Here is an 18,769-nt window from a genome sequence, read left to right as displayed (position 1 = left end):
AGGACGGCCGATGCGCGCCGACCGATGCGCGCCGGGCGGTTCGGCGGCAGACTGGACGCATGATCGCCGGGTACACGGCCGAGCAGGTGCGTGCCGCGGAGCGCCCGCACCTGGCTGCGGGCGAGCCGCTCATGCTGCGGGCCGCCGCCGCGCTCGCACGGGTGGTGGCGGATGCCGCGGGCGCCGGCCGCACCGGCACGCCCGCGGTCGTGCTCGTCGTCGGGTCGGGTGACAACGGCGGCGACGCGATGTTCGCGGGTGCCGAGCTGGCGCGACGCGGGGCGTCGGTGTCGATCGTGCCCGTGGGGTCGCGCCTGCACGAGGCCGGGTCGGCCGCCGCGCTCGCAGCCGGGGCGCGTCGGCTCGACCACCGCGGCCCGGAGGTGGCGGCCGCGCTGGCGTCGGCCGACGTGATCGTCGACGGCGTCCTCGGCACGGGCAGCGCCGCGTCGCCCGCGCTCCGGGAGCCGGCCCGTTCGGTCGTGGAGCTCGCACGCGCCCGTCTCGCGGCCGCGCACCCGCCTCGCGTGGTGGCGGTCGACCTGCCGAGCGGCATCCACCCCGACACGGGCGAGGTGCCCGATCCGACCGTGCTGCCGGCCGACGTCACCGTCACGTTCGGCGCGTGCAAGGCCGGGCTCCTCCGGCGGCCGGGAGCGGACTACGCCGGCGAGGTGCTCGTGGTCGACATCGGCATCGGCGACGCGCTGGCCGGCGTGGAGCCCGCGATCGTCGTGCCGGACTGAGCCGGTCGCCCGGTCAGTACCAGCCGCGCGACTCCGAGCTCGCCCAGGCGCCGCACGGGGTGCCGTAGACGGAGGCGATGTAGCCGAGCCCCCAGCGGATCTGCGTGGTCGCGTTGGTCGCCCAGTCCGAGCCGACGGAGGCCATCTTGCTGCCGGGGAGGGCCTGCGGAATGCCCGTCGCGCCGCTGGAGGTGTTGACCGCCAGGTAGTTCCAGCCCGACTCCCGGGTCCACAGCGAGTCGAGGCACTGGAACTGCGCAGCGCCCCATCCGTACTGCGAGGCGGCCAGCTCCTGCGCGGTCGCCTTGGCGCCGGCGGGCGTGTTCGCGGCCGCGAGCGCGGCGGCGGCACGCTCGGCGGCGACCTTCCGCTCGTGCGCGGCGACGGCGTCCTCGGTGTCGGCGACGTGCGCCTGCGTCTCGCGGGTGAGGCCGGCGACCTCGTCGGCGTCGAGGAGCTCGTAGTCGGCGAGGGAGGCGACGGACGCCTCGAGGTCGCCCGCATCGACCTTGCCCTCGGCGTCGGCCAGGAGGTCCTCGGCCACCGTGATGGTGGCCCGTGCCTCCGCCTGCACGCGCGCGGTGCCGATCGCGTCGTAGGCGTCGAGCTGGCTCGCGTCGAGGCCGCGGGAGTCGGCCAGCGCGCGGGTGTCGGCGCGGGCCTGGTCGCGGAGCGCGGTGTCGACGCCGAGCGCGACCCCGCCGGCGGCGAGGACGGCGCCGGCGAGCGTGGCGGCGATCAGGCGCGTGCGCGCGCGACGGGGTCGCGACGTGCGGATGGGGTCGGGCTGGCGGTGGCGTGCGGGGGCGTGAGTGGTCTTCTGCTGCATACGTGGCGAACGCCCGGGGGGTTGGGGGAAGGATCGACGGCCCGGGCGAAGCGGCCAGTATGCGGGGCGAGTCTGGGCGGTTCCTCCGCTGCGCCTGAACGACCGGTGTGTGCCGTCAGTCGGCCGTGCGGGCGCGACTCGGCTGCACGCGCGTCGGCTCGCCGGGCATCTTCGGGAACTCCGGCGGGAACGGCAGTTCGCCGAGCCCGTCGTCGAGGTCGCGCTGCCACCACTCGAGCAGGGTCTCGATGCCCGCCGCGTGGTCGTGCATGTCGGCCCACGGGTCGCCCGCCTCCCGCAGCCGCTCGGGCACGGTGCGCACGGTGAACGACGCGGGGTCGACGCCCTCGAGCTCCTCCCAGCCGACCGGGCACGAGACGGTCGCGGTCGGGAGTGCACGCGGGCTGTAGGCGCCCGCCATGGTGCGGTCGCGGTTGGCCTGGTTGAAGTCGAGGAAGACGCGCTGCCCGCGTTCCTCCTTCCACCAGGCGGTCGTGACCTGGTCGGGCATGCGGCGCTCGAGCTCTCGGGAGACCGCGATCACCGCGTGCCGCACGTCGAGGAACTCGTGCTCGGCCAGGATCGGGGCGAAGACGTGGATGCCGCGATTGCCCGAGGTCTTGGCGAACGCGGCGAGCCCCGCCTCGGCGAGCACGTCGCGCAGCGCGAGCGCGACCGGCACCGCGTCGTCGAAGTCGGTGCCGGGCTGCGGGTCGAGGTCGATGCGCAACTGGTCGGGCTCGTCGCTGTGCTCGGCACGGGACGCCCACGGGTGGAACACGACGGTGTTCATCTGCGCCGCCCAGACGGCGGCCGCCGGCTCGTCGACCACGAGCTGCGGGTGCGACCGGCCGCTCGGGTAGGTCACCGGCACCGCCCGCACGTAGTCGGGCGCGCCGCGCGGCGGGTTCTTCGAGAAGAACTGCTCGCCGTCGACCCCGCCGGGGAACCGCTGCAACGAGATCGGGCGATCGCCGTTCGCCGCGACGAAGGCCGCGCCCACCTCGACCAGGTAGTGCGCCAGGTCGAGCTTGGTGATGCCCGCCTCCGGCCAGATCACGCGGTCGGGACTCGAGACCCGCACCTCCCGGTCGCCGATCGGCCCGGGGACCACGACCATCACCGCATCCGTGCCCATGGCCTCAGCGTAGCGGCGGGTCCCGACGGCGGTCGGCCGATGTCCAGCAGACACCCAGCCGGGCCACACCCGACGCCCGGCGGGCGCGGATACGCTGGGCTCGGAGGTGGTCGACCTGAGGATCATCAGCTACAACCTGCGCAAGCACGCGGCGATCGGCGAGCTGACGCAGCTGGCGGAGGACAACGACGTCGACGTGATGTGCCTCCAGGAGTGCGACACGGACGACCTCCCCGAGCGCGTCGCCCAGCTGCGCCTCGTCGACGCGACGCGCACCAACCGACTCGGGCTCGCCGTGTACGCCCGCGACGACCGGTACTCGGTGCGCGAGTCGAAGATGTTCAGCGTGAACCGCTCGCTGCACGATCGCGTGCTCTCGCCCGCGCACGAGCGCCTGCTCGCAGCGCGGCTGCACGACGAGGCGCTCGGCCACGACGTGCTGGTCGGCTCGTTCCACGCGGCCCCGCTCACGGCGTCGAACAGCCTGCGCCGCAAGCAGATCGCGGCCGCGCACGAGGGCATGCGCTCGCTCGGCCACGAGCTCCCCGCGGTCATGGTCGGCGACTTCAACTACCCGTGGTTCATCAACGGCCTGGAGCGGCACCTGAACTCGAGCGGCTACGACCTGCTCCGGAGCACCGAGCCCACGTACTTCCGCTACCGCTTCTTCTCGGGCTACTTCGACTTCGTCACCTCGACCGGCGTGCAGATCGACCGGGTGGACGTGCTGCCCGCCGGGGCATCCGACCACCGGCCCATCCGGCTCGCGGCGCACGCGCACCAGCACGCGAGCTGACACGCCGGCCACGGGCGATCAGGGCTCGAGCGGCTCGATCGGCTCGATCAGCGACGGGTCCGACGGGTCGACCGTGCGCGAGTTGTTCACCCGCCGGTCGACCTCGTAGGACGAGATCGTCGTGGCCACGCGGTCGGAGACCTCGCCGAGGCGCTCCACCATCGCGCGCCGGCCGCCCTCGTCGAGCGGCGTCGCGTCGAGCCACTCGTCGTACGCGTCGGGGAGCAGGAACGCCGGCATGCGGTCGTGCACCTCGCCGGAGGCGTCCTTCGCCGCCCGGGTGATGATGGCCGTCGACACCTGCCACTCGTCGTCGACCTTGCGCGCGGTCGCGATGCCGGCGGCGGCGAGCACCCCGTCGCCGTGCAGGAAGTGGGCCTGCTTGTTTCCCGGGGCGCCCGTCCACTCGTAGTAGCCCCGCATCGGCACGATGCAGCGCGACGACGCGAACGCGCCCTTCCAGAGGCCGTTCGTGGCGACCGTCTCGATGCGCGCGTTGAACTGCGGGCGCTTCGCCTCGCGCAGGAACGACGGGTGGAAGTCCCAGACCGCGGGTACCACCGTGCGGCGCACCTCGCCCGTCGAGCGGTCCTGCCGCTCGCGGATGATCGGCACGACGTCGGTGGGCGCGATCGAGTAGGCGACCTGCCAGTCGCGGAAGTCGTTGCCGTCGAGCACGAAGGCCTCGATGAGGTCGTTGGTCTCGTCGTCCATGGCGAATCGGCCGCACATGCCCCCAGTCTGCACCCGGGCACCGACACCTGCCCGCAACACCGGTGCGCTAGCCTCACCGCAGCGATGCGCCCGCCGCGTATCCCGACGACCGACGTCGAGCCGCGAAGGAGCCAGGACATGTTGCGACGACCCGGTGCCGTGCTGCTCGGCGTCGCCGCCGCGACCGCGATGCTCGCGGGTGCGCTGCTCGCCTGGAGCCTGACGACGCCCGGCTACCGCGGCCCGGACGAACCGCAGCACGTCTCGACCGCGTTGCGCCTCGCCACCGGCGGCGGCTACCCCGCACCCGCGACGGCCGAACTCGACGACGGCGTGCGCGGGTCGTACGAGTGGTTCGGGTTCCCCGACGCGTCCAGCGTCTTCGAGACCGCCGGGCCGGTCGGAGCGCTCGAGACGGCGTCGGCTCCGTCCGCCGCCGCGCTGCGCGCCGGCGGCGGGCCCTACGCCGACGACGGACTCCTCGACCAGATGACGCAGCATCCGCCCGCCTACTCGGCGTACCTGACGGCATGGGTGTGGGCGTTCGGCCTCGACGACGCCCCGGTGCACACGATGCTGCTCGTCCTGCGGCTGGCATCAGCGCTCCTGCTCCTGCCGATCCCCTGGCTCATCGCCGCATCGGCCCGCGCGGCGGGCCTGCCGCCGACGGCGCAACTGGTCGGTGCATTCCTCCCCGCCGCCTGGATGCAGTTCGTGCACATCGGCGGCGTCGTGAACAACGGCACGCTGCTGGCGCTCGCGTCGAGCGTGTACCTCTGGCTGCTCGTGCGCGTGGTCGGCGGCGATCTCCGGGTGCGCACCGCGCTCGGGGTCGGGGCCGCGCTGTCGCTCGCCCTGCTCACGAAGGGCTTCGCACTCGCGCTCATTCCGCTCGGCCCGATCGCGTACCTCGCGGCGCTGCGCCGGCACGGGCGCGCCGCGTGGGTCGGCATGGCCGTCGCCGCGGGCATCGCGATGATCGGCACGGCGTGGTGGCTGCGGAACCTGGTCGTGTTCGGGGCGATCCAGCCGACCGGCAACAGCGATCGGGCCACGCCGCCGATCGACGCGGACGCACTGCTCGAGTGGGCGCCGCGGTTCCTCCACGACCTGTCCGCGTCGCTCTGGCTGAACCTCGGCTGGCTCGAGACGCCGCTCCCCGACGCGCTGCACGTCGCCGCCAGCCTGGCCGTGCTCGCCGCACTCGTGTTCGGCTCGTGGCGGCTGCGCGCCTCGCCGATGCTGCTGGTCGTGCTGCACGGCGCCTGGATCCTGCCGATGGTCGTCTTCGCCCTCGGCAGCGGGCGCGCGTGGCTGCTCGACGGCATCGTCCGCGCGGCGCAGGGTCGCTACCTGCACATGAGCGTGCTCGCCCTCGCCCTGCTCCTGGCCGCGGCCCTCGCCCGGCCGCGCTGGATCGCGGTCGTCGCACCGGTCGCGGCGGCGCTCTCGGTCGTCGCGGGCGTGGGCTACGGCATCTCCCACTTCTGGGCCCCGGCGACGCCCGCCACGGTCGCGACCGCGTGGCCCGGCGGGTCCGCGCTGCTGGCGGCATCCGCCCTGCTCCTCGTCGTCGGGGCCGTGCTCGGCGTCGTCGCGGGCAGACGGGCGGCGGTGCTGCCGGAGGCGGGAGAACCGGAGGCGCCGGCCGTCCTCGCACGCACCTGAGCCGCGCCGAGCCGATCGGGCTCAGCCCGCCTGCGGAGGCACGGCTGCGACCGGCTGCAGCCGGAACAGGCGCACGACGCGCCCGGACTCGCGCTCGTAGCCGCGGTACCCCGGCCACTGGCGCTCGATGCGCGCCCACACCGCGTCGCGCTCGTCGTCACCGATGAGCGTGGCCCGCACGGCGAAGCGCGTGCCGCGGACGTCGATCTCGGCATCGGGATGCGCCAGCAGGTTCGCCGTCCACGCGGGATGCCGACCGCGTGCGAAGTTGCTGCCCGCGACGATCGCCCTGCCGTTCCCGTCGGGGCAGTACATGAGCACGGTCTCGCGCGGGAGCCCCGAGCGCGCACCCACGGTGTGCAGCACGAGCGACGGCACGAGGAGCGCGCTCACCTGGATGCGCCCGCGCGTGGCCCACGCGATCGCGCGCTCGAGCGGCGGGAGGGCCGCGGGAGCCCACCGGCGGAAGAGGCGGGTGCGCGTGACGGGCGCGATCATCGTGCGGAGCGTGTCGCGGATGATCGGCATGTCGCCGATCGTATCGGCGGACGACGAACGGCCCGGCGGATCGTGCCGCCGGGCCGCTCGTTCAGCGTCGGGTCAGTACCAGCCGACCGACACCGAGTGGTTCCACGCACCGCACGGCGTGCCGTAGCGGCCGGCGATGTAGCCGAGGCCCCAGCGGATCTGCGTGGCCGCGTTGGTCTGCCAGTCGGCGCCGGCGGTCGACATCTTCGAGCCGGGCAGCGCCTGGGGGATGCCGTACGCGCCGCTGTAGGGGTTCGAGGCGTAGACGTTCCAGCCCGACTCCTTGTTCCAGAGGCTCACGAGGCAGCCGAACTGGTCGTCGCCCCAGCCGTACGAGGACGCCATCATGTCGCGTGCGATCGCCTGGGCGCCGCTCGGGTTGGCGGGCGCGGTCGGGATCGCCGGTGCGGCGGGTGCGGCGGCGGCGGCCTCGGCCGCGGCGGCCTCCTCGGCGGCCTTGCGCGCGGCCTCCTCCTCGGCGGCCTTCTTCGCGGCTTCCTCGGCCTTGCGCTTCTTCTCGGCCTCGACGGCCTTCTTGGTCTCGGCCGTCACGTCATCGGCGTGCTCGGTCGTCTGGTCGACGAGCAGGAACACGCGCTCGGGGGCGAGCAGCTCGTAGTACTCCAGGCTGGCGACGGATGCCTCGAGGTCGGATGCGTCGGCGTAGCCGTCGGCCTGCTCGATGGCCTGCTTGGCGACCGTGATGGTCGCCTCGGCGTCGAGGTTCGCGCGCGATGCGAGCGCGGCGTCGTAGGCGGGGTGCTGGTCGGCGTCGAGGCCGACCGCGTTGGTCATCCAGGTCGTCGCGGCGATGCGCGCCTGCTGGTCGGCGACCACGGACTGCGCCATGAACCCGGTGCCGGTCATCGCGCCGACCGCGACCAGCGCGGTCGCGCCGACCAGGAGCTTCCGCGAGCGGGGTGAGCGGGCACGGCGGGCGCCGGTGGCGTTCGGAGTCTCGGGGGTGGCGTCGGGGGAACTGAGGTGGGTCTGTTTCTGCATACTGTCTTCGCGTTGGGAAACCGTCTGTGTACACAGTGGGGCCGGTTTCGGTTTGGTAACGATTGAGGTATTCAGGCGTACAAGTCGGGGACTCTGCCAGCCGAATCTGGGAGAAACCTCAATTCTGAGACGATTCAGTCGTGGATCCGAGCCCCGAGGCATCCGTCGATGCCCTCGGATCGGCATCGTCATGCGGAACGCTGCGGATGTCGGACGGGCACTGCGAGAATGCCGACATGGCCGCAGAAACCGGATCCATCGCCCCGATGCTCGCGAAATCGGTCGAGTCGGTCCCCGACGCCGACGCGGTCGCCGGCGGGTACGCCTACGAGCCGAAATGGGACGGCTTCCGCGGCATCGTGCGGGTGCACGACGGCGAGGTGGAGATCGGCAGCCGCGGGGCGAAGCCCCTCACGCGGTACTTCCCCGAACTCGTCGACGCGTTCGCCCGGCTGCTGCCGGAGCGCTGCGTCGTCGACGGCGAGATCGTCGTGCGCTCGGGCGCGGCCGGCTCCGAACGCCTCGACTGGGAGGCGCTCGGGCAGCGCATCCACCCGGCCGACAGCCGGGTGCAGCGCCTCGCTGCCCAGACCCCGGCCTCGTTCGTCGCGTTCGACCTGCTCGAGCTCGGCGACGAGTCGCTCGTCGGCCTGCCGTTCCGCGAGCGGCGCGCGCGGCTCGAGGCCGCTCTCGGCGACGCTCCCCCGCCCGTGCACGTCACGCAGGTCACCACCGATGCCGACCTCGCACGCACCTGGCTCGAGCGCTTCGAGGGCGCCGGGCTCGACGGCGTGGTGGCGAAGCCGCTCGACGGCGCGTACCTGCCGAACAAGCGGGCGATGCTGAAGATCAAGCACAAGCGCACCGCCGACGTGGTGCTCGCCGGCTACCGGGTGCACCGGTCGGGCACGGGCGTCGGTTCGCTGCTGCTCGGCCTCTACGACGACACCGGCGAGCTGCGCATGGTCGGCGGTTCGTCGGCCTTCACCGATGCGAAGCGGCGGGAACTCGTGGACGAGCTGGAGCCGCTGGTCGTGCGCGACGACGACGGTGCCGTGTCGGCCGCCGCGACGGACCGCAGCCGCTTCTCGTCGGGGAAGGACACGTCGTTCGTACCGCTCCGCCCCGAACGCGTGCTCGAGGTCGGCTACGACCAGATGGAGGGGTGGCGCTTCCGCCACACCGTGCGGTTCCTGCGCTGGCGGCCCGACCGCGAGCCCGAGTCGTGCCGGTTCGACCAGCTCGAGGTGCCCTCCGCCTACGACCTCAGCGAGGTGCTGGCGCGCTGAGCGGCGCGGCCGCCCGGGGCATCCGTCGCGGTGCGCTTCGCGGGGGTCGAGCGGATGCCGCGGTCAGGCCGACAGCGTCGCGTACCGCTTCTCGGCGCGGGCGCGCGCCTTGGCCGCCTCGACCTCGCGGTCCTTGGGCGGCGCGTTCGTGACGAGGTCGTCCAGCAGGTGGCGCGTGGCGTGCGCGATCTCGGCGACCGCGCGGTCGAACGCCTCCTGGTTGGCCTGCGAGGGCTTCGTCGAACCGCTCACCTTGCGCACGTACTGGAGCGCGGCGGCGGTCACCTCGTCATCGGTGGCGGCGGGCTCGAAGTTGTGGAGCTGGTGGATGTTGCGGCACATGCTGCGAGGGTACGCCGGACGTTCCCGGCGCGGAACCCCGGGCGGCCCGGCCTACGACGGCAGTGCGCCGTCGACCCAGCTGCGCAGCTGCACGGCCGGCAGCGCACCGACCTGCCGCGACACCTCGCGCCCGCCCTCGTAGAGGAGGAGGGTCGGGATGGACTGGATGCCGTGCGCGCGCGAGACGCGCGGCGACGTGTCGGAGTTGACCTTCACGACCTTGAGGCGCCCCGCGAAGTCGCGCGAGAACTGCTCGACGATCGGCGACACCATGCGGCACGGCCCGCACCAGGGCGCCCAGACGTCGACGAGCACCGGCAGGGTGCTCTCGACCACGGCGGCATGGAACGTCGCGTCGTCGGCCTCGACGAACCACGGCAGGTCGGCGTGGCACGAGGCGCAGCGCACCCGGCCGCGCTTGGCCTGCGGCACCCGGTTGCGCGTGCCGCACTGCGGGCAGGTCACGATCGATGCGGCGCCGGTGGCCATGTCGACTCCCCTCGTCGGCGGTACTCCCGATTCTCGCGCACGCTGCGGGCCGGCGGGCCCGTCGGGGCGGGACAATGGGCACATGAGGGTCCAGGTCGTGCACATCGAGGCGTGCCCCGGGTGGGAGCGCGCCGGCGCCCTCGCGCGGGAGGTGCTCGACCGCTTCGGCCGGTCGGACGTGCCCGTCGAGTACGTGACGATCCGGAGCGAGGCGGATGCCGCAGCGGTGGCGTTCGCCGGTTCCCCGACGCTCCTCGTCGACGGCGAGGACCTCTTCCCGTCGGGCCCGCGCACGCACGCGCTCGCGTGCCGCGTGTACCCCACGGAGCAGGGGCTGTCGGGCTCCCCCACGCGGGCACAGCTCGAGACGGCGCTGCGCGCGCGGCTGGGCGTCGGCGGGCGGGCGTAGCCTGCCGGCATCCGCTTCGAGCCCCGGAGGATGCATGACCAGGTACGTCATCGACGCCGGCGCCGCGATCCGGCTCGCCGGCGAGGACCTCGGGTCCGCGCCCGTGCACGAGCTGCTGGCGCCGACGCTCCTGCGCTCGCAGACCCTGTCGATGCTGCACGAGGCGGTGCACCGGGGCGAGCTGCGCTCGGGCGCCGCGCTCGACCGGCTCGGCCGGATCAAGCGCATGCCGATCCGGCTGCTCGGCGACGCGGTGCTGCGCAAGCGCGCCTGGGAGCTGGCGGACGCCCTCGGCTGGGCGTCCACCTACGACGCCGAGTACCTCGCGCTCACGCAGTTGCAGGCCGACGCGTTCGTGACGACCGACCGGCGGCTCGCGGAGCGGGCGCGCGGCACCGTCGAGGTCGCCCGCATCGAGGTGCTGCTGGGGTAGGCGGCCGGGCCCGCTGGGTCGCGACCCGGGGCCCACGGCCTTCCTAGACTGGCGGCATGTCCGAGGCCGCTCCGGAGCGCACCCCTCGACGCCCGGGCGCGGGGCGACTGGGTCGCGCCGCCGGGCCGCTGCTCCTGCTCGCGTTCGCGTTCGCGGTCATGGCCGACCCGGTCTCGTCCATCGCCTACGCCGTCGAGGCCGCGCTCCGTGCGCTCGACGGCGACCTCGCGCTGCTGCTGCCGACGATGGGCCTCGTCGTCGCGATCATCGCGCTGGTCGTCGTGAACTACCGGCAGATCGTCGCGCGCTACCCGGGCGGCGGCGGCGCCGCGGCCGCCGCGGGCGAGGCGTTCGGCGACGGCTGGGCGTTCATCCCGATCGGGGCGCTGATCGTCGACTTCGTGCTCACGATCGCGATCAGCGCATCGGCCGGCGCATCCGCCGTCATCGCCTACGCCCCGGCGCTCGAACCGTTCCGCATCCCCCTCGCGCTCGGACTCGTCGCCGCCGTCGCCATCGTGACCTGGTTCGGCCGCCTCGGACGCGTCGTGTTCGCGTCGATCACGGCGGCGTTCGTGCTGGCCATGCTCGCCGTGCTGGTGCTCGGCGCGTTCGCAGCTCCCGCATCGGGGTCGGCGACGGCCTCCGCCGCGGTCGCGCCCGCCGCCGACTCGCCGGGCGGCGCGGTGCTCGCGGTGGTGTTCGCCTTCCCCGTGGCGATGGCGCTGGCCACCGGCGTCGAGGCGCCGTCCTCGGCGATCGCGGAGCTCGGCCAGCTCGACGGCCGCGGGCGGGCCCGGTACGGGCGCACCACGCTGCTGCTCACCCTGCTGGTGGTCGGCTCGTTGACGCTCGGTCTCGCCGCCGAGGCCGGGCGGCTCGGCATCGGGGTCCCCGCCGACGACTCGACCATGGTCGCCGAGGTCGCCAGACTCGCCGCCCCGCCGTGGCTGTTCGCGACGTTCCAGGCCATCACGGCGCTCCTGCTGCTCGCCGCGGCGAGTTCCTCCCTGCTGGCGGGCCCCGGGCTGCTGAAGGCGCTGGCCGCCCATCGGGGCCCGGACGGCGGCGCCGTCGGCCTGCTCCCGCGCGCGTTCGGGCGGACGACCGCGCGCTACACGCCGTACTGGGGCCTGCTGCTGTTCTCGGGCCTCGCGGCGACCGTGACCCTCGTCGCGGGCGGCGAGGACCAGGTGCTCGTCCTCTTCTATGCGGTCGCCGTGTTCATCAGCTTCCTCGCCGGCCTGCTGGCGATGGCACGCTTCTCGATGCGGGAGCACCGGCGTGGTGCGTTCGCGCTGAACGCCGTCGGTGCGGTCGTGGTCGCCTTCACCCTGGTCGTGAACCTCGCGCGCGCGTGGCCGCTCGTGAGCCTCGGGGCCACCTTCGCCGTCGCTGCGGTGCTCTATGCGATCTGGGTGCGGGGCGGGCGCCCGCCCGGGGTGCGACACCTGCACGCGCGCGCCCGCGCGGGGCATCCGCATGCCGTACCCGCACCGGTCGTCGACGAGACCTGACCACGCGAGGCGGTGCCGACCGGAGCGGGCCGGCCCGGGGCATCCGCTCAGCCGTCGCAGTTCGACAGGTCGGTCTCGGCGAGCGGTTCGCCGTCGGGCATGATGTAGGCGACCCAGAGCACGACGTCCTCCGCGGTGTCGTTGCGGCCCTCGTGCACGTAGTCCGGGCCCTCGATGATCGACTCGCCCGCGGTGTAGACGCGCACGCCGTCGGGGTGCGTCGGCGCGACGTGGGTGAGCTCGCCCTCCTCGACCACCGCGACGAGGTGCCCGTGGTGGCAGTGCTCGCCGGTCGTGGCGCCCGGGGCGATGCGCACCCTGCTGAACGTGACGTCGACGCCGGCGTCGCCCCCGTCGACGGAGATCTGCACCGGTTCGTCCTGCTCGCCGGTCGCGACGGGCGTCGCCTCGACCGGCGCGTCGTCGGCGACCGGCGACGCCTGCGGCGACGGGGCCTCGTCTGTCTCGACCGCGCACCCGCTCGCGCCGACCAGCACGGCGCTCACCACGACGGCGAGTACGCCGATACGGAGGCTCCCCCACGACCCCATGCGGGCACGGTAGCGCGCCGCGCGCACGGTGCGCCTCCGTGCGCGCCCGTACGCGTCGTGGCCCGCGGAAGCCGCCACTTTTCAGGAGGCCGCGGCTGCGGTCGGTGCATATGTGCGCACACTCGAACTCGGGCGCACCGATGCTGCGCAGATCGACCTCGATCTGCAGCATCGCGCCACCGGCGTCGGGCCGGCTCCTGAAGACGGGCCCCCACGGGCAGCGCCGCGCGACGGCAGCGGGTCGGCCCCGGAACACGGGGCCCCACGTACGCGCCGCGCCGCCGGCGGCGGTCAGCGGAAGCCGCGGCGGGCGCGCTGGCCGAACGCGTCGAGCGCGGCGAGCACGTCGGGCGCTGCCCAGCGCCGATAGCGCGTGCCCCCTCCCGCCTGCACGAGCACGCCCGCGTCGACCAGTCGGTCGATCGAGGTCTGCGCGGCGACCTCGCTCACCGACAGCTCGGCGGCGACCAGCTTCGTGTGCACCACGGGCTGACGCAGCAGCAGGTCCTTCAGCCGGTGCACCGAGGAGTCGGCGCGGGCGCGCACGGCGTCGTCCCACTGGCCGCGCGCGGCCCGGAGGTCGCCGATGAGGCGCCGCCCGTTGGCGACGGCGAGGAACGAGGCATCCGCCATCAGGTCGACGATCGGCTCCAGCCTGCCCTCGCGATAGGCGCCGAGCGCATCGTAGTAGCCCTGCAGGTCGCCGAGCAGGCCGGCCGACACGGGCACGGTGACGTGCCGGGTGACGCGACCGGCGCGCAGCATCCCCTGCACCAGGGCACGACCGGTGCGCCCGTTGCCGTCGGGGAACGGGTGGATCGTCTCGAACTGGGCGTGCGCGATGGCGGTCTGCACGAGCACGGGCAGGTCGGTGCGCCGTGCGAACGCCATGACGTCGTCCATCAGCGCGGGCACGTGCTCGGCGTGCGGCGGCACGAACTCGGCGGTGTGCGGCGCGATCGATCCGCCGCCGATCCAGACCTGGCGCTCCCGCCAGCCGCCGACGATGCCCGACTGGCTCTCGCCGAGCAGCGCGCGATGCATCTCGATCACGGCGTCGGTGTCGAGGCGGTCGGAGAGTTCGACCGCGGCGCGCATCGCCTGCGCATTCGCGACCACCAGCCGGGCATTGGGCGAGTCGGATGCCCCGAGCTCGGCGAGTGCGACCTGGCGCGCGCTCGCGGTGATGTGCTCGACCTCCGAGCTGGAGGCGCTCTCCGAGCGCAGCAGGATCGCCGAGAACGGCGCGGCGACCTGGCCGAACTCGGCATCGAAGCGGGTCAGCTCGTTGCTGGCGTCGTCGGCGGCGGCGAGGCTCTTGCCGGGCAGGTCGGGCGTGAGGTTGGCGATGCGGGGCACCACCGCGGCGCGGTACGGGCCGCGGGAGCGGGCGAGTTCGCGGCGCGAGGCGACCTCGCCGCCGTCGCGCCGCCACGGCCGCTCCTCGTACGAGATCGCGGGCCAGGCCCGCGCTTCCGTTGCCATGGCTGAATCTTACCAAAGGATAACCGCTGATCCTTTGCTCAGGGTACGATCGACTCACACTTCTCGAAGGGATCCCCGTGGAGCACGTCGATACGATCGTGGTCGGAGCGGGCGTGGCGGGCCTCACCGCCACGCGCCTGCTCACCCGCGCGGGCCGCAGGGTCGTGGTGCTCGAGGCCCGCGACCGCGTCGGCGGCCGGGTCTGGACCGACCGCACCGGCGGTCACGCGACCGACCTCGGCGCCTCGTGGATCCACGGCGTCGACGACGAACCGCTCGCCGACGCGACCGCTGCGTTCGGCATGCCGACCGTCGAGTTCACCGTGGGCGGCTACCAGCCCGACAGCCGCCCGATCGCCTACTTCGGCCCCGACGGCACGAGACTGGCGGATGCGGCTGCGCGCGCGTTCACCGACGCCATCCACGCCGTCGACGACGCGCTCGTCGACGTCATCGCCGCATCCGCCCCGGACGCCTCGTACCGGGACGTGACCGAAGCCGCCCTCACCGCCCAGGGCTGGGACGCGGATCGCGCCCAACGCGTCCGCGAGTACCTCGAGCACCGCTCCGAGGAGCAGTACGGCGCCTCGATCGACGACCTCGCCGCGCACGGCCTCGACGACGACGAGGTCGTGGGCGACGAGGTGGTCTTCCCGCATGGGTACGACGTGCTCCCCCGCCGACTGGCGGAGGGGCTCGACGTGCGGCTCGGCCAGGTGGTGCGCCAGGTGGAGTGGTCGACCGACGGCGTGACGGTGTCGACGGCGGATGCCTCGTGGCACGCCCCGAACGCGGTCGTGACCGTTCCGGTCGGGGTCCTGCAGTCCGGCGCCCTGTCGATCGACCCCCCGCTCCCCGAACCGGTCTCGGGCGCGCTCGGGCGCCTCGCGATGAACGCGTTCGAGAAGGTCTTCCTCGAGTTCCCGAACCGGTTCTGGAACGACGACGTCTACGCGATCCGCCGGCAGGGCCCCGAGGGCCGCCGCTGGCACTCCTGGTACGACCTCACCGCGGCGCACGGCGTACCCACCCTGCTCACGTTCGCCGCCGGCCCCACCGCCCGCGAGATCCGCGACTGGAGCGAGGCGCAGGTCGTGGCATCCGTGCTCGACCAGTTGCGCCGCCTCTACGGCGAGCACGTGCCCGAGCCCACCGCCGTGCGCATCACCAACTGGCAGGGCGACCCGTTCGCCCGAGGCTCGTACGCCTACATGACCGTGGGCTCGACCACGGCCGACCACGACGACCTGGCCACGCCCGTCGGCGGCGTGCTCCACCTGGCGGGCGAGGCCACCTGGACCGATGACCCCGCGACCGTGCCGGCGGCGCTGCGCTCGGGCCATCGGGCCGCGGAGCGCATCCTCGGGCACGACGTGCCCATCGCGGAGGTGTGGGCGGATGCGTGACGGCAACCTGCCACCATCCGCCTGATCGAGCGCGACGATGCCGGCCGGCTCCAGGAGCCGTCACCAGCGGGCCGACGACGCAGCCGTGGACGATATGTCTGATGATAGGATGACTTTGCGATCGAATCGCAGCCGAGTCCGCCATGCTCAGCAGTGCCGGAACCGCCCACGACGAAGGGGAGCCATGACGACCGACCGACCGGACATCGTCATCATCACGTCGGACCAGCACAACGCCAGGGTCCTGGGCGCAGCGGGCGACGCGGTCGTCGCCACACCCGCACTGGATCGACTCGCAGAGGAAGGGGCGATGCTGGAGCGGAACTACTGCCCGTCCCCGCTCTGCGTCCCGTCACGCATGTCGATGCTCACCGGCAGGACGCCCACGCAGAACCGGGTCTGGTCGCTCCGTGACACGCTCAGCTCGGCGATTCCGACCTTCGCACACGCGCTGGGAGCCGTCGGGTACCGCACGCACCTGATCGGCAAGCTGCACGCCATCGGGCCCGACCAGTTGATGGGGTTCGGCTCGCGCTCGCTCGGCGATCACGGCCCGAGCTACCCGGGTGCCCCGCAGACCGACCGAGGTGCGTTCAACGGCGCGGGTCCGACGATCGAAAGCCTCGAGCACGTCGGGCGTGGGCAGTCGGCCTATCAGATCCGCGACGAACTCGTCGCAGCGGAGGCGCGTCACTTCCTGGAGCGGGTGGCGATCGAGCGGCGCGCCGGGACCGCTCGATCGCCGTTCTGCCTGTCGCTCGGATTGCTGCTCCCCCACGCGCCCTATGTCGCCCGGGCGGAGGACTACGACCTGTACGACGGCCGCGTCCCCGCGCCGTCCGCCCCGGAGCCGTTCGGTGACGACCTGCATCCGTTCCTGCACTGGTGGCGCCTCGACCGGGGCGCACCGGACGTCGACGAGGAGACGACGCGCATCGCACGGACCGCGTACTGGGCCATGGTGCATCGGATGGACATCATCATCGGCGGCGTCCTCGACAGCCTGGAGCGACTTGGCCTGGCCGAGGACACGCTCGTCGTCTACACGTCCGACCACGGAGACCAGATCGGCGAGCACGGACTGTGGTGGAAGCACGTGCTCTACGAGGACTCGGTCCGCGTGCCGACCATCCTCCGCTGGCCGGGGCGAATCCCCGCGGGTCGTCGCGTCTCACAGGTCAGCTCGGCGCTCGACGTCACCGCGACGGTTCTCGCAGCGGCGGAAGCGCCGCCCCTGCCCGCGAGCCCGGGTCGTGACCTCATCCCGATGATCCGCGGCGACGAGGAGGACTGGGAGGACGTCGCCACCTCCGAGGCCGGACTGTTCCCGGTCGCGAAGCCGCAGCGCATGGTTCGCCGGGATCGCTGGAAGCTCACCTACTACCACGGGGCACCCCTGCAGCTGTTCGACCTGGACACCGACCCGCATGAACGCATCGACCTCGCCGACGACCCGGCGCACGCCGATACCCGGGGCGAGATGCTCGCACTCCTCTTCCAGGACTGGGACCCTGACGAGATCGCCGGCGAGATGCAGCAGCATCTGGAGGAGCAGGCGATCCTGGCCGCGTGGGGCCGGAACGTCGCGCCTCCCGAGCCCTACCGGTTCGACATGCCGCCGACCTGGACGTACCTGGACAGTGACGACGCCGGTCGCACCGGGGGCGGCGAGTCCTCCGCCTGATGGGGCCAGCCGGCTGCGAGTCGACCGCCCCGGACCTACTGTCGCTCGAGTGCCGACGCGGCGGTGGTCCGAATGTGCTCACGGGCGGCAACGCGGGCCCGCTCGGGGTCGTGCGCCCGGATGCTCGCCACGATCTCCGCATGCTCCCCGGCGGCGCGCTCCGCGGAGCCCACGTCGTCACCGAGCATTCGCACCACGTCGTGCTGCATCTCGCGCACCGCGGTCAGCACGACCGCGAGGTATCGGTTGCGGCTCGCCTCCGCGATCCGCGAGTGGAGCTTCCAGTCGGTGCTCGTGAACGCCTCGCCGTCACCGGCGCGAACGGCCGCCCGGTTCTGCTCGAGGATCTCGGCGATCTCATCGAGATCCGCATCGGTGGCATGGTCCGCAGCCCACTTGGCCGCCGACATCTCGAGCACCTCGCGAAACTTGAACAGCTCGGCGACGGCATCACGTCCCGGACTCACCGAGAGGGAGAGGAGTCGGGACACCGCCGGCCCGGTCTCCTTCCGGACGTAGCTCCCGCTCCCCTGGCGAGACACCACGAGCCCCATCGCCTCGAGCAGCTTGATCGCCTCGCGGACAACGCTTCGACTCACGCCGAACTGCTCGCAGAGTTCCTTCTCGGTCGCGAGCTTCTCCCCGACCGCGAGCTCGCCGGAACGGATCTGCTGCTCGATCTGGGAGACGATCTGCTGTGACCGGCTCTGGGTGGGGACAAGGGGTTCGAATCCCATGAGTCTGCTCCTGCTCGGCCTGACCGGCCATCGGACCCTCCCAATGAGGGCATCGGGCGGCTGCGAGAGCGGCCGCCTCGCTATAATTTAGCAGATAGTCAGACAAACAACGCGGCGCAATCGCCGGGAATGCGGCACCGGATGACCTGGATCGACACCCACGTCCACCTGGTCGACGACCCGTCGTGGATGACCGGCGAGCGCATGCGACCGCTCCGGCGCCGCTTCACGTCGACCGACCTGCGCGCCGACGCAGGTGACGCGACGCCGGCGTCGATCGTCACGGTCCCGGCCCTGCCGACCCTGGACGAGACCCGCCGCAGCCTCCGCCACGCTGCGGGAGATCCATTGGTCGGGGCGGTCGTCGGATGGATCGAGCCGACGACGCGTGACATCGACGGTGTCATCGATGCGCTCCGCAGCGCCCCCGGCGGTGATCTGCTCACCGGATTCCGGAACCCCGTGCAGCGCATGCCCGGGGACGAGTGGCTGCGACGTGCAGACGTCCACGGCGGTCTGCGCAGGATCGGCGCACATGGGCTGCGCTACGAGCTCCTGGTGCGGCCCGACCAGCTCGGCGCGGCGGTCGATGCCGTCCGACGCTGCCCCGGCGTCCGCTTCGTCCTCAACCACGGCGGGAACCCGCCCTCCGACCCGGACGCCTTCGCGCGCTGGCGGGCCGATGTCAGCGCCCTCGCCGCGCGCCCGAACGTCGTCTGCAAGCTCTCCGGGCCGATGTTGCACGGGCCGACGACACCTGTTGCGAACCGTGCGGGTGAAGCCGTACGGATCCTCCTGGAACAGTTCGGCGCGCGACGTATGGTCATCGGCTCGAACTACCCCATGTGCACGCTCGACAGCACCTACCGCCAGACACGGAACCGCGCGATCGACCTCCTCGACCAGGCGGGCGCCTCCTCCACCGAGGTGCGATCCGTGCTGTCCGCGGTCGCCCTCGGGGAAGCCACACCCGAAGGCTGACCGCAGACGGATGCCCCGAGACGGG

General features: G+C 73.1%; 20 protein-coding genes. 10 read left to right on the top strand and 10 right to left on the bottom strand.

Translation table 11 applies throughout. The features are described 5' to 3' along the window. Positions 1-59 precede the first annotated feature (59 nt). A complete protein-coding gene (locus tag ABZK10_RS13060) occupies positions 60-746 on the top strand; it encodes an NAD(P)H-hydrate epimerase (protein ID WP_353809732.1) in 687 nt (228 codons plus the stop codon). 13 nt (positions 747-759) lie between these two features. On the opposite strand, the gene ABZK10_RS13055 is transcribed toward ABZK10_RS13060, so the two are convergent. Further along, the gene (locus ABZK10_RS13055; RefSeq protein WP_353809731.1) at positions 760-1,575 is read right to left on the bottom strand and encodes an aggregation-promoting factor C-terminal-like domain-containing protein; all 816 of its coding nucleotides are present in this window, start codon (positions 1,573-1,575) and stop codon (positions 760-762) included. Positions 1,576-1,690: 115 nt separating this feature from the next. Beyond that, a complete protein-coding gene (gene ligD / locus ABZK10_RS13050) occupies positions 1,691-2,713 on the bottom strand; it encodes a non-homologous end-joining DNA ligase (RefSeq protein ID WP_353809729.1) in 1,023 nt (340 codons plus the stop codon). A 115-nt stretch (positions 2,714-2,828) separates the two neighbouring features. Between ligD and ABZK10_RS13045 the strand changes: the two genes are divergently transcribed. Further along, the gene (locus ABZK10_RS13045) at positions 2,829-3,509 is read left to right on the top strand and encodes an endonuclease/exonuclease/phosphatase family protein (protein WP_353810542.1); all 681 of its coding nucleotides are present in this window, start codon (positions 2,829-2,831) and stop codon (positions 3,507-3,509) included. Between the two features lie 18 nt (positions 3,510-3,527). Here the strand turns inward: ABZK10_RS13045 and ABZK10_RS13040 are convergent, their stop codons facing one another. Then, positions 3,528-4,241, bottom strand: a complete 714-nt coding sequence (locus ABZK10_RS13040; protein WP_353809728.1) for an SOS response-associated peptidase — start codon at positions 4,239-4,241, stop codon at positions 3,528-3,530. 120 nt (positions 4,242-4,361) lie between these two features. Here ABZK10_RS13040 and ABZK10_RS13035 point away from each other — a divergent pair, with 120 nt between their 5' ends. Beyond that, a complete protein-coding gene (locus ABZK10_RS13035) occupies positions 4,362-5,891 on the top strand; it encodes a DUF2142 domain-containing protein (RefSeq protein ID WP_353809727.1) in 1,530 nt (509 codons plus the stop codon). Between the two features lie 21 nt (positions 5,892-5,912). Here the strand turns inward: ABZK10_RS13035 and ABZK10_RS13030 are convergent, their stop codons facing one another. Together ABZK10_RS13030 and ABZK10_RS13025 are read right to left on the bottom strand one after the other, a co-directional pair. Beyond that, positions 5,913-6,419: a nitroreductase family deazaflavin-dependent oxidoreductase gene (locus ABZK10_RS13030; protein ID WP_353809726.1), complete on the bottom strand. Its 507-nt coding sequence runs from the start codon at positions 6,417-6,419 to the stop codon at positions 5,913-5,915. 72 nt (positions 6,420-6,491) lie between these two features. Further along, on the bottom strand, positions 6,492-7,421 hold the full coding sequence (locus ABZK10_RS13025) for an aggregation-promoting factor C-terminal-like domain-containing protein (RefSeq protein WP_353809725.1): 930 nt from the start codon (positions 7,419-7,421) through the stop codon (positions 6,492-6,494). Positions 7,422-7,657: 236 nt separating this feature from the next. On the opposite strand from ABZK10_RS13025, the gene ABZK10_RS13020 reads away from it, so the two are divergent. Continuing rightward, positions 7,658-8,710: an ATP-dependent DNA ligase gene (locus tag ABZK10_RS13020; RefSeq protein ID WP_353809724.1), complete on the top strand. Its 1,053-nt coding sequence runs from the start codon at positions 7,658-7,660 to the stop codon at positions 8,708-8,710. 63 nt (positions 8,711-8,773) lie between these two features. Here the strand turns inward: ABZK10_RS13020 and ABZK10_RS13015 are convergent, their stop codons facing one another. Beyond that, positions 8,774-9,052, bottom strand: coding sequence for a DUF2277 domain-containing protein (locus ABZK10_RS13015; protein ID WP_353809723.1), 279 nt, complete (start codon positions 9,050-9,052; stop codon positions 8,774-8,776). Positions 9,053-9,103: 51 nt separating this feature from the next. Then, the gene (gene trxA / locus ABZK10_RS13010) at positions 9,104-9,541 is read right to left on the bottom strand and encodes a thioredoxin (protein ID WP_353809722.1); all 438 of its coding nucleotides are present in this window, start codon (positions 9,539-9,541) and stop codon (positions 9,104-9,106) included. Positions 9,542-9,623: 82 nt separating this feature from the next. On the opposite strand from trxA, the gene ABZK10_RS13005 reads away from it, so the two are divergent. Genes ABZK10_RS13005 through ABZK10_RS12995 form a run of 3 tightly spaced genes read left to right on the top strand, consistent with a single transcriptional unit; the run spans position 9,624 to position 11,900 of the window. Beyond that, a complete protein-coding gene (locus ABZK10_RS13005; protein ID WP_353809721.1) occupies positions 9,624-9,950 on the top strand; it encodes a hypothetical protein in 327 nt (108 codons plus the stop codon). 34 nt (positions 9,951-9,984) lie between these two features. After that, on the top strand, positions 9,985-10,383 hold the full coding sequence (locus ABZK10_RS13000) for a type II toxin-antitoxin system VapC family toxin (RefSeq protein ID WP_353809720.1): 399 nt from the start codon (positions 9,985-9,987) through the stop codon (positions 10,381-10,383). Positions 10,384-10,439: 56 nt separating this feature from the next. Further along, entirely contained in the window at positions 10,440-11,900 is a 1,461-nt protein-coding gene (locus ABZK10_RS12995) for an APC family permease (RefSeq protein WP_353809719.1), read from the top strand. A 47-nt stretch (positions 11,901-11,947) separates the two neighbouring features. On the opposite strand, the gene ABZK10_RS12990 is transcribed toward ABZK10_RS12995, so the two are convergent. Together ABZK10_RS12990 and ABZK10_RS12985 are read right to left on the bottom strand one after the other, a co-directional pair. Then, entirely contained in the window at positions 11,948-12,451 is a 504-nt protein-coding gene (locus ABZK10_RS12990; RefSeq protein ID WP_353809718.1) for a cupin domain-containing protein, read from the bottom strand. 291 nt (positions 12,452-12,742) lie between these two features. Continuing rightward, positions 12,743-13,936: a Fic family protein gene (locus ABZK10_RS12985; protein WP_353809717.1), complete on the bottom strand. Its 1,194-nt coding sequence runs from the start codon at positions 13,934-13,936 to the stop codon at positions 12,743-12,745. A gap of 77 nt (positions 13,937-14,013) precedes the next feature. On the opposite strand from ABZK10_RS12985, the gene ABZK10_RS12980 reads away from it, so the two are divergent. Continuing rightward, entirely contained in the window at positions 14,014-15,342 is a 1,329-nt protein-coding gene (locus ABZK10_RS12980; RefSeq protein ID WP_353809716.1) for a flavin monoamine oxidase family protein, read from the top strand. A 184-nt stretch (positions 15,343-15,526) separates the two neighbouring features. After that, entirely contained in the window at positions 15,527-17,026 is a 1,500-nt protein-coding gene (locus ABZK10_RS12975; protein WP_353809715.1) for a sulfatase-like hydrolase/transferase, read from the top strand. Between the two features lie 35 nt (positions 17,027-17,061). On the opposite strand, the gene ABZK10_RS12970 is transcribed toward ABZK10_RS12975, so the two are convergent. Further along, a complete protein-coding gene (locus ABZK10_RS12970; protein WP_353809714.1) occupies positions 17,062-17,763 on the bottom strand; it encodes a FadR/GntR family transcriptional regulator in 702 nt (233 codons plus the stop codon). Between the two features lie 129 nt (positions 17,764-17,892). Between ABZK10_RS12970 and ABZK10_RS12965 the strand changes: the two genes are divergently transcribed. Beyond that, complete coding sequence (locus tag ABZK10_RS12965) at positions 17,893-18,744, top strand: amidohydrolase family protein (RefSeq protein WP_353809713.1); 852 nt, start codon at positions 17,893-17,895, stop codon at positions 18,742-18,744. The last annotated feature ends 25 nt before the right edge of the window (positions 18,745-18,769 follow it).

Source organism: Agromyces sp. SYSU T00194 (assembly GCF_040496035.1).
Classification (GTDB): domain Bacteria; phylum Actinomycetota; class Actinomycetes; order Actinomycetales; family Microbacteriaceae; genus Agromyces; species Agromyces chitinivorans.
This window is presented reverse-complemented; position numbering and strand designations above follow the sequence as displayed.

Bases quoted from the DNA above. Each gene is read 5' to 3' on its own strand.
- ABZK10_RS13060 (WP_353809732.1), top strand. From the start codon at position 60: ATGATCGCCGGGTACACGGCCGAGCAGGTGCGTGCCGCGGAGCGCCCG.
- ABZK10_RS13030 (WP_353809726.1), bottom strand. From the start codon at position 6,419: ATGCCGATCATCCGCGACACGCTCCGCACGATGATCGCGCCCGTCACG.
- ABZK10_RS13005 (WP_353809721.1), top strand. From the start codon at position 9,624: ATGAGGGTCCAGGTCGTGCACATCGAGGCGTGCCCCGGGTGGGAGCGC.
- ABZK10_RS13000 (WP_353809720.1), top strand. From the start codon at position 9,985: ATGACCAGGTACGTCATCGACGCCGGCGCCGCGATCCGGCTCGCCGGC.
- ABZK10_RS13035 (WP_353809727.1), top strand. From the start codon at position 4,362: ATGTTGCGACGACCCGGTGCCGTGCTGCTCGGCGTCGCCGCCGCGACC.
- ABZK10_RS12970 (WP_353809714.1), bottom strand. From the start codon at position 17,763: ATGGGATTCGAACCCCTTGTCCCCACCCAGAGCCGGTCACAGCAGATC.
- ABZK10_RS12975 (WP_353809715.1), top strand. From the start codon at position 15,527: ATGACGACCGACCGACCGGACATCGTCATCATCACGTCGGACCAGCAC.
- ligD (WP_353809729.1), bottom strand. From the start codon at position 2,713: ATGGGCACGGATGCGGTGATGGTCGTGGTCCCCGGGCCGATCGGCGAC.
- trxA (WP_353809722.1), bottom strand. From the start codon at position 9,541: ATGGCCACCGGCGCCGCATCGATCGTGACCTGCCCGCAGTGCGGCACG.
- ABZK10_RS13020 (WP_353809724.1), top strand. From the start codon at position 7,658: ATGGCCGCAGAAACCGGATCCATCGCCCCGATGCTCGCGAAATCGGTC.
- ABZK10_RS13040 (WP_353809728.1), bottom strand. From the start codon at position 4,241: ATGTGCGGCCGATTCGCCATGGACGACGAGACCAACGACCTCATCGAG.
- ABZK10_RS12965 (WP_353809713.1), top strand. From the start codon at position 17,893: ATGCGGCACCGGATGACCTGGATCGACACCCACGTCCACCTGGTCGAC.
- ABZK10_RS12990 (WP_353809718.1), bottom strand. From the start codon at position 12,451: ATGGGGTCGTGGGGGAGCCTCCGTATCGGCGTACTCGCCGTCGTGGTG.
- ABZK10_RS12985 (WP_353809717.1), bottom strand. From the start codon at position 13,936: ATGGCAACGGAAGCGCGGGCCTGGCCCGCGATCTCGTACGAGGAGCGG.
- ABZK10_RS13025 (WP_353809725.1), bottom strand. From the start codon at position 7,421: ATGCAGAAACAGACCCACCTCAGTTCCCCCGACGCCACCCCCGAGACT.
- ABZK10_RS13055 (WP_353809731.1), bottom strand. From the start codon at position 1,575: ATGCAGCAGAAGACCACTCACGCCCCCGCACGCCACCGCCAGCCCGAC.
- ABZK10_RS13015 (WP_353809723.1), bottom strand. From the start codon at position 9,052: ATGTGCCGCAACATCCACCAGCTCCACAACTTCGAGCCCGCCGCCACC.
- ABZK10_RS12995 (WP_353809719.1), top strand. From the start codon at position 10,440: ATGTCCGAGGCCGCTCCGGAGCGCACCCCTCGACGCCCGGGCGCGGGG.